General features: G+C 39.6%; 14 protein-coding genes. 5 read left to right on the top strand and 9 right to left on the bottom strand.

The window, feature by feature from the left end; translation table 11 throughout:
* The 4 genes from F6K22_RS03820 to F6K22_RS03805 form a co-directional block, all read right to left on the bottom strand.
* Window positions 1-1,518 (bottom strand): bifunctional DNA primase/polymerase (locus tag F6K22_RS03820; protein ID WP_293093464.1); only part of this gene is annotated, 1,518 nt, incomplete at its 3' end.
* Between the two features lie 153 nt (window positions 1,519-1,671).
* Entirely contained in the window at window positions 1,672-3,321 is a 1,650-nt protein-coding gene (locus F6K22_RS03815; protein WP_293093462.1) for a DEAD/DEAH box helicase, read from the bottom strand.
* A gap of 70 nt (window positions 3,322-3,391) precedes the next feature.
* Window positions 3,392-3,925 carry a hypothetical protein gene (locus tag F6K22_RS03810; RefSeq protein ID WP_293093460.1) on the bottom strand — a complete coding sequence of 178 codons (534 nt, stop codon included), beginning with the start codon at window positions 3,923-3,925 and terminating at the stop codon, window positions 3,392-3,394.
* A 55-nt stretch (window positions 3,926-3,980) separates the two neighbouring features.
* The gene (locus tag F6K22_RS03805; protein ID WP_293093458.1) at window positions 3,981-7,118 is read right to left on the bottom strand and encodes a DNA N-6-adenine-methyltransferase; all 3,138 of its coding nucleotides are present in this window, start codon (window positions 7,116-7,118) and stop codon (window positions 3,981-3,983) included.
* A 1-nt stretch (window position 7,119) separates the two neighbouring features.
* Between F6K22_RS03805 and F6K22_RS03800 the strand changes: the two genes are divergently transcribed.
* Window positions 7,120-7,248 carry a hypothetical protein gene (locus tag F6K22_RS03800; protein ID WP_293093456.1) on the top strand — a complete coding sequence of 43 codons (129 nt, stop codon included), beginning with the start codon at window positions 7,120-7,122 and terminating at the stop codon, window positions 7,246-7,248.
* A 175-nt stretch (window positions 7,249-7,423) separates the two neighbouring features.
* Here the strand turns inward: F6K22_RS03800 and F6K22_RS41705 are convergent, their stop codons facing one another.
* Together F6K22_RS41705 and F6K22_RS03795 are read right to left on the bottom strand one after the other, a co-directional pair.
* Window positions 7,424-7,831 (bottom strand): helix-turn-helix domain-containing protein, encoded by a 408-nt coding sequence (locus F6K22_RS41705; RefSeq protein ID WP_363272790.1) that lies wholly within the window; start codon window positions 7,829-7,831, stop codon window positions 7,424-7,426.
* A gap of 88 nt (window positions 7,832-7,919) precedes the next feature.
* Window positions 7,920-8,195 (bottom strand): hypothetical protein, encoded by a 276-nt coding sequence (locus tag F6K22_RS03795; RefSeq protein ID WP_293093454.1) that lies wholly within the window; start codon window positions 8,193-8,195, stop codon window positions 7,920-7,922.
* 298 nt (window positions 8,196-8,493) lie between these two features.
* Between F6K22_RS03795 and F6K22_RS03790 the strand changes: the two genes are divergently transcribed.
* Window positions 8,494-8,847: a hypothetical protein gene (locus F6K22_RS03790; RefSeq protein WP_293093452.1), complete on the top strand. Its 354-nt coding sequence runs from the start codon at window positions 8,494-8,496 to the stop codon at window positions 8,845-8,847.
* Between the two features lie 206 nt (window positions 8,848-9,053).
* Here F6K22_RS03790 and F6K22_RS03785 read toward each other — a convergent pair whose 3' ends face one another.
* Window positions 9,054-9,302, bottom strand: a complete 249-nt coding sequence (locus tag F6K22_RS03785) for a hypothetical protein (protein WP_293093450.1) — start codon at window positions 9,300-9,302, stop codon at window positions 9,054-9,056.
* Between the two features lie 388 nt (window positions 9,303-9,690).
* On the opposite strand from F6K22_RS03785, the gene F6K22_RS03780 reads away from it, so the two are divergent.
* Window positions 9,691-9,960 carry a hypothetical protein gene (locus F6K22_RS03780; RefSeq protein WP_293093448.1) on the top strand — a complete coding sequence of 90 codons (270 nt, stop codon included), beginning with the start codon at window positions 9,691-9,693 and terminating at the stop codon, window positions 9,958-9,960.
* A 49-nt stretch (window positions 9,961-10,009) separates the two neighbouring features.
* Here the strand turns inward: F6K22_RS03780 and F6K22_RS03775 are convergent, their stop codons facing one another.
* Window positions 10,010-10,273, bottom strand: coding sequence for a hypothetical protein (locus F6K22_RS03775; protein WP_293093446.1), 264 nt, complete (start codon window positions 10,271-10,273; stop codon window positions 10,010-10,012).
* 301 nt (window positions 10,274-10,574) lie between these two features.
* Between F6K22_RS03775 and F6K22_RS03770 the strand changes: the two genes are divergently transcribed.
* Together F6K22_RS03770 and F6K22_RS03765 are read left to right on the top strand one after the other, a co-directional pair.
* Window positions 10,575-10,964, top strand: coding sequence for a hypothetical protein (locus tag F6K22_RS03770; protein WP_202219502.1), 390 nt, complete (start codon window positions 10,575-10,577; stop codon window positions 10,962-10,964).
* 466 nt (window positions 10,965-11,430) lie between these two features.
* Window positions 11,431-11,799, top strand: a complete 369-nt coding sequence (locus tag F6K22_RS03765) for a hypothetical protein (protein ID WP_293093433.1) — start codon at window positions 11,431-11,433, stop codon at window positions 11,797-11,799.
* Window positions 11,800-11,803: 4 nt separating this feature from the next.
* Here the strand turns inward: F6K22_RS03765 and F6K22_RS03760 are convergent, their stop codons facing one another.
* Window positions 11,804-12,781 carry a CHAT domain-containing protein gene (locus tag F6K22_RS03760; protein ID WP_293093431.1) on the bottom strand — a complete coding sequence of 326 codons (978 nt, stop codon included), beginning with the start codon at window positions 12,779-12,781 and terminating at the stop codon, window positions 11,804-11,806.
* Window positions 12,782-12,865 lie beyond the last annotated feature (84 nt).

Genomic DNA, 12,865 nt, shown 5'->3' with positions numbered 1-12,865 from the left:
CCCTTCTCCACAGCCATGTTTGTCTAGTATTAAATTCCATCCTTTGGCGTACGCTTCTCTTGCAGGAGTATCTCCCCATACTCTCAAATCAAATTTAATATTGGGTTCTTTGATTAACCAGTTCTCAGTCTCCAATAATTTCTGATATTCGGAGTAAGTAGGTATGCTTCCTGGGCCTGTGTAGTTAATGTATGGTGTGCCTAGTTTTAGGAGTGGAGTCCATAAAGTGATGGCTGTGGTGTGTTCTGTAATGATTTGTGTTGCTAGTTTTTGTTCATCAGGATTTTTATTTAATTGCGGTTTGGCTGGTAATTCTCCAGTGCGCTTAAAGAATCGCCAAGCTATTTTACCAAATCTCCAACGAACAAACTTGGCTAAATTATTAGCTTCTCTAGGTAGCCCACACTTCTGCCACCATTCTAGCTTTGGAATGGTTTTGTTTTGTTGTTTTTGTTGTGGTGGTTGCCACTCAGGTAAGGTGACACCAGCATCATCAGCTAACTCTTCAACTATCTCTATAAAATCCTTGCCTTTAGGTGTACCATGACCACCATTAGCAAAATGTCGATATTGTACTGCGTGGCCTCCTTCTTGACAGCTATGACAATACCAAGAGTTATCGGTTGGGTTAACTTGAAAAGCTGTACCGCTACTACCTCCGTGCTGAGGACAGAAGCCAACTAACTTTTTACCATGTTTTTTGAAGTTGTGGCCACCCCAATCATAAATATCTTCAGTGGACAAACGAGGCAAAATGTCCAGCTCTAGGATGTCGGCTAAAGAGTCAGCAGTGCTGAGGCTAGGGTGAGCTTGTCTCTCTAGCTTACGTTGTTCTAAGTATCGTTCTCGTTCTGCTTTCTTCTCCTCAGCTTCAATAGTTGCCTTAGCTTCCTTATCAGCTAGCTCTAGGAGTAAATCTAGGATAGGTTGTGGGGCGATCGCTACTTCTGTCTCTGCTGGGGAATTTACCCAGCTATATCTACCAGTTGTTGGATGGTAGGAAGGCGGCAGAACAGACTGACAATAGTTATAACGAAATTCTAAAAGTTCGTCTGTGTCAGTTTTTAAGCCCTCCCACTCTCGGACTACAGCTCGGGTAAAGTTGGCTAATTTTTCCCTATACTCCGGCGGTATTTGAAATGCTATTTGATATCGTCCCGGTTTTCCTGATGTCCAACTTACAGATTTAGGTAAATCTGGACAAATACCCTTGAGAATAGGTCCGGCACTAGCACCATCTACATCTATGGCCAGTAATCCGCCGGATATCTCACCTAGCCTTACCCCATATCCAGAATCATATCCAGTGTAGGGTTTACCTTTTTTGCTAGTTAATCGTTGTCCTTGGGTTATGGCAGTAGCGATCGCTTCCCTACTAACTGGCTCTTCATGTTGCCAGTTACTTCTGTAGGGGCGTTTCTCGCGTACTGGTGTTAGTGCCCAGTTGTAGGGGATATTTTTTAAGCCGTCAGCTATCTCAGTAGCGCGTGGGTGGCGGTTAAATATTTTCCATTCCATTTTACACCTCTCTCACTAGAGAAGTTTGGACAGCGGATATTAGGGAAGTAGTTGCAGAATTTTGATGTTTGTGTAATAATTGGTTCATAAATTTTTATAAACAAATTAAATCTACAGGACTTTTAATTTTGTAGGTTTTTTTCTTTTCAAGCCTTATCTTCTCACACAATGGCCAAAAATCATCTTCATGTGGTGTTCGACCCACCCTATGCACTGACCGTCAGCTTTCATTAGGCGGAGTAAATATTTTTGATACGCAACTTTGTCAGCCACAGTAGGTTGCGTACCAAATATGGCACCGTGCATCCATTTGTAGGGAGGCCAGTATCCATAATGTATTTGGTATTGTTTATCTGCCCAATTAGGTTTGAGTCCTCGATGGTAAGCTTCTGTGAGCAGTTCATGGTAATGGCGATATTGCTTGACCTTATCTGCCGTGCAGCGCAGTAGTTTAAATGTTGTGTCTGTGGTATCTAAACTCTTGCTCACCACTGGAAACTGATAACCACAACAGCCACAAACCTTATCAAAGTTATAAGTAATTGCACTGCATTGAGGGCAAATTTTTGTAGGAGCTTCACTTGGTAATGAATTTTTGGATTGACCGAGAGTAAATGTTTTTACATCTTCAATGAATCCAAATTGTTTAATTAATCCTGCTTGGTCCAGGATTAAGCAGTCATATTTTCCTGGGGATATCCTTAATCCACGGCCTATCTGTTGCCATGCCTTAGCCTTAGATTTAGTGGGGCGACAGAGGAGGACGCAAGAAATGGCTGGGACATCAAAACCTTCTCCCAATGCTTCGCAACTTGCTAAGACTTTGATAAGTCCTGATTGTAGTTGGGAGTAGATTACTTCTCGCATTTTTGTTGGCATGGTGCCGTCTACACTTGCAGCTTTGATTCCAGCTTGATTGAAGGCCGTAGCGATCGCTTTAGCATGGGCTACATTTACAGCAAAGGCAATGGTTAATCTACCGTCGGCTAATCTTTTCCATTCAGAAACTACAGTTTCGACGACCTCTGGCACATTGCAACGAACTTCTAAGTCAGAGTTGTTAAATTCTCCGGCAATAGTTCTTACGCCTTTGAGGTCAGCACCATCTACGCTGTAGTAGATTGGGGGTGCAAGATATCCTTTGAGGATAAGTCCTCCTGGAGTTGGAGCTGCTATGAGGGTATCGAATATGTCAGACATTGCTTCTCGTTTTGATAGTCTCCAGGGAGTAGCGGTGAGACCTATAAAGGTAGTGTTGCTAGATTCATAATTTTCTAGTTGTCTCTGTACTACTTTGTTCCAAGCGGTTTGATGTGCTTCGTCTATTAATACAATTTGGGGGGTAAACCAGCTATCAATTTTCCTGCGACTGAGAGTTTGAGCGCTGGCAATTTGAACAGGAGCATTGTGGTTTTCTTTGTAACCTCCAGCAATGACTCCACATTTGATACCAAAGTCGTTGAATTTTTTCAGAGTTTGCTTGATTAAAACGTCTCTGTGAACTATGAATAGTATTGTTTTGCCACTTGAATACTCTTGATAGATGAAGGAAGCAGCAATTATAGTTTTCCCAGCTCCAGTAGGGGCGACAATTAATATTCGGCGCTGGTTGTGTTTGATGAGTTTGTATAGATCGTCAATAACTTGGAGTTGGTAATCTCTGAGCTGAGGAATATTCGATGGTGCTATAATTAGGCCCAGAGATAATTGTTTATCTTCTTCCACGTTTTTTTGAGTATGCTGCTGTAACAATGAGGGTTGCAGCAGTTTTGTTTTTGTTATAGATACTACTGATGGTGTCATGTTATTTTGCTCCAAATAAAAAATAATTTGTTTGAGTGGTGGGGACGGTGCGTGGATGTAGTGAGCTAATTTATGTAGTAGGAGGTGCAGATTTATCTTCTACGATGAAATTGTAAATCTCTTTATGTGGGATCTTTGCAGCGATCGCTTGCTCAACGGCGCGTACTTTTTTTCGTGGACATCCAATAGACTCAATCTTAGAGCCTTTATGGCGCCAGCAGTATCGCCAATACCAATGCTTTAAGTTATTTGGCGCTCGCGAATCTTCTTTAGTTCGGGGATACTCTACAGAACCTTCTTTGGTGGACTTCCAGCTTGTATATTTATTAAGCCATCCACTGCCCCCCACTGGCTTATACTGAGATTTTCCGATAGCAGATGCTATCGGAAACCTAGACTCCTTGTTGGGTTTGGTTCCTGGAGTTTGAGTATCTTCATTTTTTTTATGGCCATTATCTCGCTGACGCTTGAATTCAGATTCACTGAGATTGAAAGGATGGCGTTTGTCTGGTGGCAAGTCACCACTATTATTATCAGTTGCACATTGATGTGGTGTGGTGTGGGTAGACAATTCTTGTATAGCACTCTGTTTTAGTTTCATCATGATTTAGAAAAGGTATAAATTTAATTTAGATGAGAAGTTTTAGTTGAGATTTAACTCAAAATACGTTTGCTTCGTTGTCGTTTGATTTGGGAGAGTCTGGCTTCTTTCCACTTATGGAGCCAGACTGGGGCTTTTTTACTTGTTCTGAGGTCTGAGTATCAGAGTGTCCAGTTGTTGGTGTGACAACAACTGATTTGAGGTGATAGAACTTATAAGGGATATTCTCTGCCACTAAAAATGCTTCTAGGTCAAAGTCATATTTAGCTAGTTCGCCAATTAATTTTTGTTCTATTTCTAGTTCGTATTTCTCGTTGTGGTGAATACTGCCTACAACTGTGCCGTAATGAGTTACAGTGAGGTCTACTTCATCATGCGTAACTTTAAAGCCTTCAAGTTTTTCGATTTCTGCTTTGATGACATCCATCCAGGTAGGATCGTCGTCATCTGCTTCACTGAAGAAGTTAAAGTCGTCTTCTTCCTCAACTGTAGGTTCATTTGCTACAACTGTATTGCTATCAACAAACTTCTCTTCACTTGGTTTCAGAAATTGTTGATTTTTCACATCATTCAGTTTGTTCCAAGCAGGAGAGCAATAGAAAAGTTCACTGAGTAGTCGTTCGGCAATTTCAAACTCTTTATCGTCCCAATTTTCTTTGGTAATTAATTCTTTGATGTTTTGACTAGAGATGATATAATCTTCTGGATTATCTTCATATTTGTCATTGAAAATATCCGTTATTAAATCCTCTGCTAATATTGAATATTTTTCAAATAATAGATGATTTAATTGTTCATCTATCACTATGTCTGAAGAATCAATAACCTTGATAGTTCCTAAGTCATCACCGAGCCAATCTTCCAATCGTTCGTCATTATAAAATTTGAATATTTCCCCCAGACGAACTATTACTAAATCATCCGTGTTTGATAGGGAGTGTAGAGCATTTTGGATAATATCTGCTTTGGTAAATTCCACTCCTAATTTACCTATACCCATTAGGTAATCATTAGGATTTATTTCTCCTTGAGATTGAATATCTTCTATTAAGTTGTCAATGTCGATACTATATGTATCTCTGAGTAGTTGTTGTTCCCGTTCTGGTAGTTCCAATCTTTCATCATCCTTAAAAAATACTGTGCAAAATAATTCTTTGTCTTGGTGTATATATGCTGTAGTAAAATTATTTCTGGTGGCAATTAAGTCGGTATTATACCCGTTCAGGATATCAATAAAATCATCTAAACTATCAATGATTTCTTGATCAAACCACCATGTTGCTCTCTCTACAGCTTCTTCTATAGTTTTTGCTTGGTTTACAAATGCTGTTCCATGGCTAATTAAAAACAGACCTTGACTTTCATATTGTCCGGTAATTTTTACCCAGTCACTACTATTTTTATCATCTGTTTCATAGAGCATTACTTGGCTATAATCAATAGCTTCTAATACCCAATTTTCTGATATTAATGGTTCGATTTTTTTGATGAGTGGTATAGTAGTTTCAACTTCTGTATGCTGACTATTTGTTGAAGTTTTTACCTCTCCATATTCACTGAAAACTTTATTAAATTTGTCTGCGTTTTCTCCCCAATAAACTAGACAATGGGATTGTCGTGCGGGTAGTTGTGGTTGGTAGTTCGTATCTAAGAATTTGATGCGTCCTTTCCAAAAACAGATGGGTTGATTCCATAGTGTGGCAAACCATTTTGTGTCTGTTGATGCTGGCAAGAGAGCGATCGCTTCTGTGACGTTACTGTCATTAATTTCAGAAATCAGCTTCTCTATCCATTTACCAGGACAACTATATGGTGGATTGATAAATACTTTCCCCTGCCATTGTTGGTTGAGTCCGTCCTCTGTTGCTGTATAGTGTAGTTTTGCTGGTATGTGCTTCCCGTCGTCGGAACAGGGGTCTAGGTCTATGTTTCCTAGTACTTTTTTAAGTAATTCAACAATCTCTGGTGGTGTGTACCAACAGTCTGAAGATTTAAGAGAAATAGAAAGTGCTTTTTCTTTGCTCTTTTTACCATAGTTGGGAACATTAGGGCTCCGCCAAACCGCATCTATCAATAGTTTGTTTATTGGAGTATCATCTTTGCACCATCTATGAGAGGATTCAGATGTTTTTAGCCGGATTCTGTAATCTCCTTGGTTGCCGTCCCAAAGGAATTGAAAGTAACGTGTAACCGCTCCTCTGCTTACTTCTCCACTATTAGAGTCGTGCCAGGTAACAGTGGTATCATCTGTGTCTTTTGTAGGGCTGAATGATTGGGAGGAGGTTTGAGTGGGTTTTGGTTCAGCAGTTTCTATTTGGGTAATTGCTGCTGATTTCTGCTCCGCTAAAACTACATCCGTTTTTAAACCTTTCAAGATTTCAGTAAACTGATGGATGTCTCCAGAACAGTAAACTTTGTTGCGACCTGGACGGATATACCACCAACTACCGTCGTTATAGCCTAGTTCAATTACTTCTACATCCTCTTCACCGAAATACTCCTCTTTCCAGTTAGGAGTAAATATACCTAATTTACCTACATTACTGCCTATTTCTTCAGTGAATCTACCTCCCACTTCCTCTGCTGCTTCGCACATTTTCTGTATAATAATTTCTGTCTCGTCGGGTTTTCCTGCTTTGAATTCTTGCCATACCGCATCTATCAAGGGTTGAGTTGTAGGATTGATATCCTTACTCCACCTCTTAGCGGATTCAGATTTTTTGAGACCTACTTGATGTATATTGTGCTTGTTGTTCCAAAGTAAGTGGAAATACCTTTTCTCAGAACCTGCACTTACTTCTCCACTGATGGAGTTGTACCAAATTACATCAACATCTTTTGATGCGTTCTCTGTTGTAGGAAGTTCTGTCTGATTGTCTAGACTATTTTCATCTAGACAATTAGTACTTTTGGTGTATTTTGAGTTCTTTGTATCAGAGAATACATTCTTTTGTTCGTCTTTTCGATCGCCATCAACTATTTCAATTACTCGCGGTGTTGGTGATGGTAATATTGGTAGGATTAATCCGAGTTGCTCGGCAAAATCGGTGTGCTCTGCGGGATACTTTCCGAGTATTGGAGCCAATTCGGCTGCTAACGCAGAAATTTTAGTCAAGTCTTGAAGACGCTCTTGCTCTTGCTGTAATTGGACTTGAAGAATCCTCACCAGCTCTTGTTGGCTTTGTAGATGTATCATAATGAATTTTATTGATATCGTTTACAGAATTTCCTGGTTGCAGACAGTGGGAATTCCGTGTACATCAGAGAGTGGTGGGTTGCGGGGGTTAATTGAAAATCTTGTATATACGATTCGCGATCGGAAATAACACAACTGCAGCTATATTTTATATATTGAGTTTTTCTGCTATCAATCGATCAGTAGTTCAAGATTTTTAACATGAATGCAATATCACTATGATGCAACGGAGGTACGGATGGAGTGATGCTCGGCTAAAGTGTAGTTAGTTGCACTTGATTACACGACGGAGCGATCGCTACATCCTATCCGGTTAATACAACCCACTTTTTGTGTAATTGATGGGCCAGTCGGCGTACTTTGCGCGATGGTTTGTTCTGGCCATTGATCCAGTGGCCAATAGCTCGAACCGAAACTCCTAGAGCTTCAGCTAATGTATCTCTGGAAATATTGAAATTTTTGAGCAGTTGTAGCGGGTCCAGTTCTGCTGTTTCTAATTGAGGAGGAAATGGTAGGGACCAGTTCTTGTAGATTTGAAAAAGTTCCGAGGCTAGTCGTTGGATAGTTTGGCTTGGTCTTGTGGCCCCGCAGAGCCATCTTGAAACGGATGAAGGATTGACTCCTAGAGCTTTGGCTAGTTGCGTTTGGGATAGCCACGAAAACTGCAAAAGGAGGGAGACTGGACTTGTCTCCTCAAAATATGCTATATTCATAATTCAAGAATTTAAAAAAATAGGTTTTAGCTATTGGGAAGTTGCTATCTTCCTAATGGCTTTATTTTTTTGAAAAGGCAGAACCTTCTCAACCTTCGTGTTCGGGCTTGTGGTCTATAGGATTAATAGTATCTATGACATCTATTTTAGGCAAGAGATGTTTATATTTGTTTACAAACATGGTTAACTCATTTGCCATATCCCCATAATCCAACAGCTTTAAAATATAGGTGCTATCCGTCTCTAAATCTTTGCCCCACCCTTTAATAGAGTTGGGAGAAAGTCCGGTAACACGGCTGATTTCTGCTATGGCTTTTTGTCTGTATCCCCAGTCTTCTGGCTTCAGGCCGTACAGTGTGAGCATCCATTTTTTGAGGTATGCGCTAACTTTCATCTAAATATCTAACGACTACCAATCTATGATGGCCTTGAATTGTCGTTTCCTCTGTTAACAATACAATTTCACACTGTAAAAAATAGTAGGTGATACATACAAGTATCCGGTTTTGACTTCAAAGCTTCAGTAAGATTTTTTTGTCAGCCTTAAATCATTATGATGCAATTAAAGATATTTTGTCAATTTTTACATCAGAGTAGTGTATCAAATAGTATTGGAATTGCATCATAATAGTTTGTAGGTCTAATATTCAGAAAACTTTAAAATGGGAAGAGCAGCTCAAAAACCAAATCGAATCAACGTAGAAGTTGGAGATATACGCCATTTTATAGAGATTTTGGCTGATGGAAATTCATTGGCCATTTACGGTAATCAGCTATTCAAAGAGGCTCTTCACCAAAAATTTTTCAATATGACCATTGCAGAAATAGTCAACAAACTCAATCCTGAAACATTAAGTGAGCTTACGGGTATTGAGTTTGAACGAATAGCAGATATAGCAGTAGGTCAATCTCCACCTACTAATTCAGAGTTGGTTTTGTTAGCTAAGGAATTGAAATCTATTGGATTAGACGCTCAAAAGCTCAAGCATATGAGAGACAGAGATTATCCAGATTGATAATTGAGCGATCGCTACAACTTTTTTCAAAAATTAAACTTACTCATGGAATTGCTACAGGAGGGATACAGGATTAATCTCCTCGAAAAATGCTATACTCATAATTCAAGAAATTTTTAAAAGACATTGATTGTAGCTATAGGGAAGCTCGTAACTTCCTTGTAGCTTTTTATTTAGCTTAATGACAACTAAGTATTACTATTCAGTCAAGTACCATCAACAAAATGTTTTTTGAATAACTGACGGAATTCGTTGATGATGTTGGCCTGTTTTAGTATGACCTTTACATAATCAGGATGACCTTTGAAATCAGCTCCCCAGTTTTTTATAGATTGCTCGGTAAAACCTGTGATTTTTGCTAGTTCTTCGATACAACGAGCTTTGTATCCTCGTTGTCCCGGCAAAGTTTTGTAAAGTACAGGGACCCATATTTGACAATATTCTTCAGGACTCATGCCAGTTTTAATATATGAATTATTTTCTACATGGCATTTTGTTATGGGTATTGTCTAGGGTTAATTTGAACTACATCTATATTTATGGTAATCAATAGTTACCTTTAGTTCATAGAGTTGATTTTTTGATGTTTCTGGCGATCACCACAAAGCTCAACTCAGGCTATAAAAATAGCTATTGCCATTACTGTAACGTACTTGTTTTATTGTGTCAATCTATTTTTACAGGATATAAGCAAAAAAAGTTTGATGTGAGGCAATAATAGAGTAAGTACATTACAATTAACTTATGTCTCGGACTCGCAAAGGTTACACGCAACTTTCTGTTTATCTTCCAACTCGCATACATCGTGCTTTTCGTACACTGTGCTTGGACTCGGAAGTATCTATGACTGAATGGATTGCAGAAAAAGTGGAAGAAGCTGTGCGCGAAACGGGATACTATAGAGCAAAGCCAGTTCAAAACTACGATACACTTGCTGATTTTGTTAGCGATAATTTAGACTTATTGAAAAATTCAAAAATCACGCAAGATCATATAGACGCAATGCTCAAGGGTAAGAAACCTAACGAGCTGAATTTACTAAGGTTAGCAACTACTTTGCGAGTTGATATTGATGAACTGCATGAGTTGTATGCTCGAAGTTTTGATGATTAAGCGATCGCTACAAAACCCAACTCATTCTCTAAAAAAAAGATTTTGAAAACTATTTTCTAGAATTGATTTGTTCAGCTTTGAGGAGTTGCAATTCTGCTAACAAACTATGTATAGCCTCTAGATGCTCTACCTTGAAGTGAATGACAAACCCTTTTCCGTCCCTACCATAACCAGGACAGTTTAAGGCTACCCCCTCCTCACCTTCTCCAAAAGTCGTTTTTGTCGAAAACAGCCCGTCGTCGGGAGTTAGGTTGTAGTAGGTGTCCGTCCACGTCTTGTGGTTTGAGTCGGAAATTTGAGTAGTTTTGTTCATAAAGTACCTCCGTAGAGGCCCATACGGGCAATTCTTAAATGAGTTTGTCTGTACCTGGTCGAGATACAGTTGTTACGCCGTGGCTTTGGTGAGTCACGGTTTTGTTTTGTTATAAGTTTGTTGAGGTACTAGCTACGGTGCTTGAGCGCTCTGGCTTTCTCCTGCGTTTCCTCTTTAATGTTGATCTAAGTATAAGGCAATAAGGTATTTACCGTCAAGAGTAAGTAAAGAAAAAATATAACCTAGATGTAAAGATAATAGGTAGATACAAATATATAGATAAAAAGAAATATTAAGCAGGATGGCCAATGATGACAGAAAAATTAAGACCTCCATTGTATTATCTCAATGGGTAAAACAGATGATAAAGCGGGTTGCGGCTAGTGAAGATGTAGCTATGAGCGATTGGATCGAACAAGCTTGCAGAGAAAAATTGATGGATTTAGGCATCTTGCCAGTTCACGATTACAAAGATTTGGCCGACTTGGTAGATACACACTACGATTTGCTTAGGGAGCAAACCCAAATACCTACATCAAATCTTAACAACATTCGTCGAGGAGGCAGTTGCTCTGAAATTGACTTGCTAAGGGTGGCGATGTGTTTAGACATCAGTGAAACTGATATCCGGAATTTAGCTACGAAATCAACTACTAACTTAACTCAAGAGTATTGCAGCGATGCAGTTTAACGTCAAGAAAGTAGTTTTACCTGGGATTACGAGCCTCAAACTTGGGCCAATTTGGAAACTTATTTTGAAAGATTTGAGGTTAACGGTGAATCTTATAGTTTCAACTAGAATCTGTATGCTGAACCAACTACTACTCCTAGTGATGTGAGGTTGCCTGTGGCATAGATTGACTTTTGTGGGAAGCGATCGCCTTTATCTAAAAGTAAGCGATCGCTCCAGCTTTAAGATTAAGTCCGACATTTTCCGATAGCATTTGCTATCGGAAAGACGCAGTAATAAAAAGATGTAACTATGGGTTTGAGTATGTAGCGTCTTTGCGTAAGTCTTGTATATACAAAGGTTAAGGACCTAAAAAAATGAATCACTTTAGAAATATTTAATAATTTTCGTAAAGCCTGAAACCTTTACGGCGACACAGAAAAATTATGCGTATAAAAATTTTAAGCAACTTGAGGATAATAACTCTATGACTAAAGTAACGCCAGAAGAATTTGAGGATTTTCGTTCTCAATTGGGGGAAGCTTCAGAAGTAAAAGAATCTCTCTCAATTCTTGAGAATAACCTCGAAGAGTGCGACTGGATTTTAGAAGATGCTACAACATTGATTGCAGTTGACTTTGAAGAATCAGTTCTCATGGGAGATTCTTTATTAGAGGATTTAGTAGAAAGAGCAAGAAAACATCTTTGCAAACCAGAGATCGAAAAAGGATGGGATGACTTAAAAGATGTGCTTGAGCTTGTTAAAGAACTCTTACCAACTCCTGCACCCTTAGTTATGGCTTGTGTATTCAAACTCTGGGAAATTGGCTTGAAGAATTTATGCAAGAATGAATGATAATTTAATATCCGGTTGCGATAAAGCCTGACCAATAAAAAGGACTAGCAAAAGGACGGGGCTGCCGTTCGCGCACTTTCTCCAAAGACTTTTCAGCAATCTTGCGCTTACCTTTGGAAAGAGAAGCCCAAATTTCCTCAATTTTTTGCTGAAATTGATCGAGAAATTTCTCAAAGTCTTCACGGGTTAAATCTCGCAGCAAAATTTGAGCTTGGTTGAGGGCGAACGCTACTTCCCCAGTTTCTCGTTGGGGAGATTTTTCCAGGTTTTTATAGAATTTAATCATTAAGAAGGCAGTAGCTAACTCATCTACTTTCCAGAGACTATTGATGACACTAGGAGTCCCCGCAAACAGAAACCCGCTAGGTAAACCAATGTATTCATCGCTGAGGCTGTTGCGAACGGTTAAACCTGTTTCGCAAGCTGAGAGGGCGACGAGGCGAGATTGAGCGAGATTGAGACCAAAGATTTCTCCTAATGTCAGAGGTTCTTCATTCGCTAGTGTCAAGCAAGACTCTAGGGGAGATTTTTCATAAAAATTACCGTGACAAGCAAAGTGAAGGCAGTGGGCATCACGCAGCAATAATTTTTTATCATCACTTTCCTCATCCATCAATGCTGCTTTAGTTGCTGCTGTTTCTATGAGAACTTCTGTTAAGTCGAACTGTTGGCGAATTACCTCCACTTGCAGGTTGGCGTAGGTGAGGTCTTGAGTCGGGTTTTGAACTCCCAAGAAGTCGCTAAAATTTGACTGTTTCCTGTTTTGCGTTAATTGCAAAACTTGGCAACTTGGGCTATAGCGAACCCCTTGAGGAAATTTGTCTAGGAGGCATTGATCTGGTTTGTCAGATAGGGGCAAAGCGTGTAGGGGTAATAGATGCAGCAAGCGATGGGGAACTAATATTGGCGTAGATCGAAGGTTCGTGTCACCAGGTGCAACGTTGTAAAGTTTTGTAAAGAAAATGTACCCGCGTGTTGGCAACTGCCTGAGCGCAAACAACTACACAATTGCACTACCTAGAAACATTCCAAGGGGGTGCAAGTCGTTCATTGAACGCCCGTCTCA

It is taken from the genome of Okeania sp. SIO2F4 (assembly GCF_010672385.1).
Classification (GTDB): Bacteria; Cyanobacteriota; Cyanobacteriia; order Cyanobacteriales; family Microcoleaceae; genus Trichodesmium.
Note: the sequence above shows the minus strand (reverse complement) of the source record. Positions and strands in the feature narration are given on the sequence as shown.

Excerpts from the sequence above, each read along its gene's own strand:
- F6K22_RS03815 (WP_293093462.1), bottom strand. The coding sequence starts at position 3,321 with ATGACACCATCAGTAGTATCTATAACAAAAACAAAACTGCTGCAACCC.
- F6K22_RS03810 (WP_293093460.1), bottom strand. The coding sequence starts at position 3,925 with ATGATGAAACTAAAACAGAGTGCTATACAAGAATTGTCTACCCACACC.
- F6K22_RS03805 (WP_293093458.1), bottom strand. The coding sequence starts at position 7,118 with ATGATACATCTACAAAGCCAACAAGAGCTGGTGAGGATTCTTCAAGTC.
- F6K22_RS03800 (WP_293093456.1), top strand. The coding sequence starts at position 7,120 with ATGAATTTTATTGATATCGTTTACAGAATTTCCTGGTTGCAGACAGTG.
- F6K22_RS41705 (WP_363272790.1), bottom strand. The coding sequence starts at position 7,831 with ATGAATATAGCATATTTTGAGGAGACAAGTCCAGTCTCCCTCCTTTTG.
- F6K22_RS03795 (WP_293093454.1), bottom strand. The coding sequence starts at position 8,195 with ATGCTCACACTGTACGGCCTGAAGCCAGAAGACTGGGGATACAGACAA.
- F6K22_RS03790 (WP_293093452.1), top strand. The coding sequence starts at position 8,494 with ATGGGAAGAGCAGCTCAAAAACCAAATCGAATCAACGTAGAAGTTGGA.
- F6K22_RS03785 (WP_293093450.1), bottom strand. The coding sequence starts at position 9,302 with ATGAGTCCTGAAGAATATTGTCAAATATGGGTCCCTGTACTTTACAAA.
- F6K22_RS03780 (WP_293093448.1), top strand. The coding sequence starts at position 9,691 with ATGACTGAATGGATTGCAGAAAAAGTGGAAGAAGCTGTGCGCGAAACG.
- F6K22_RS03775 (WP_293093446.1), bottom strand. The coding sequence starts at position 10,273 with ATGAACAAAACTACTCAAATTTCCGACTCAAACCACAAGACGTGGACG.
- F6K22_RS03770 (WP_202219502.1), top strand. The coding sequence starts at position 10,575 with ATGGCCAATGATGACAGAAAAATTAAGACCTCCATTGTATTATCTCAA.
- F6K22_RS03765 (WP_293093433.1), top strand. The coding sequence starts at position 11,431 with ATGACTAAAGTAACGCCAGAAGAATTTGAGGATTTTCGTTCTCAATTG.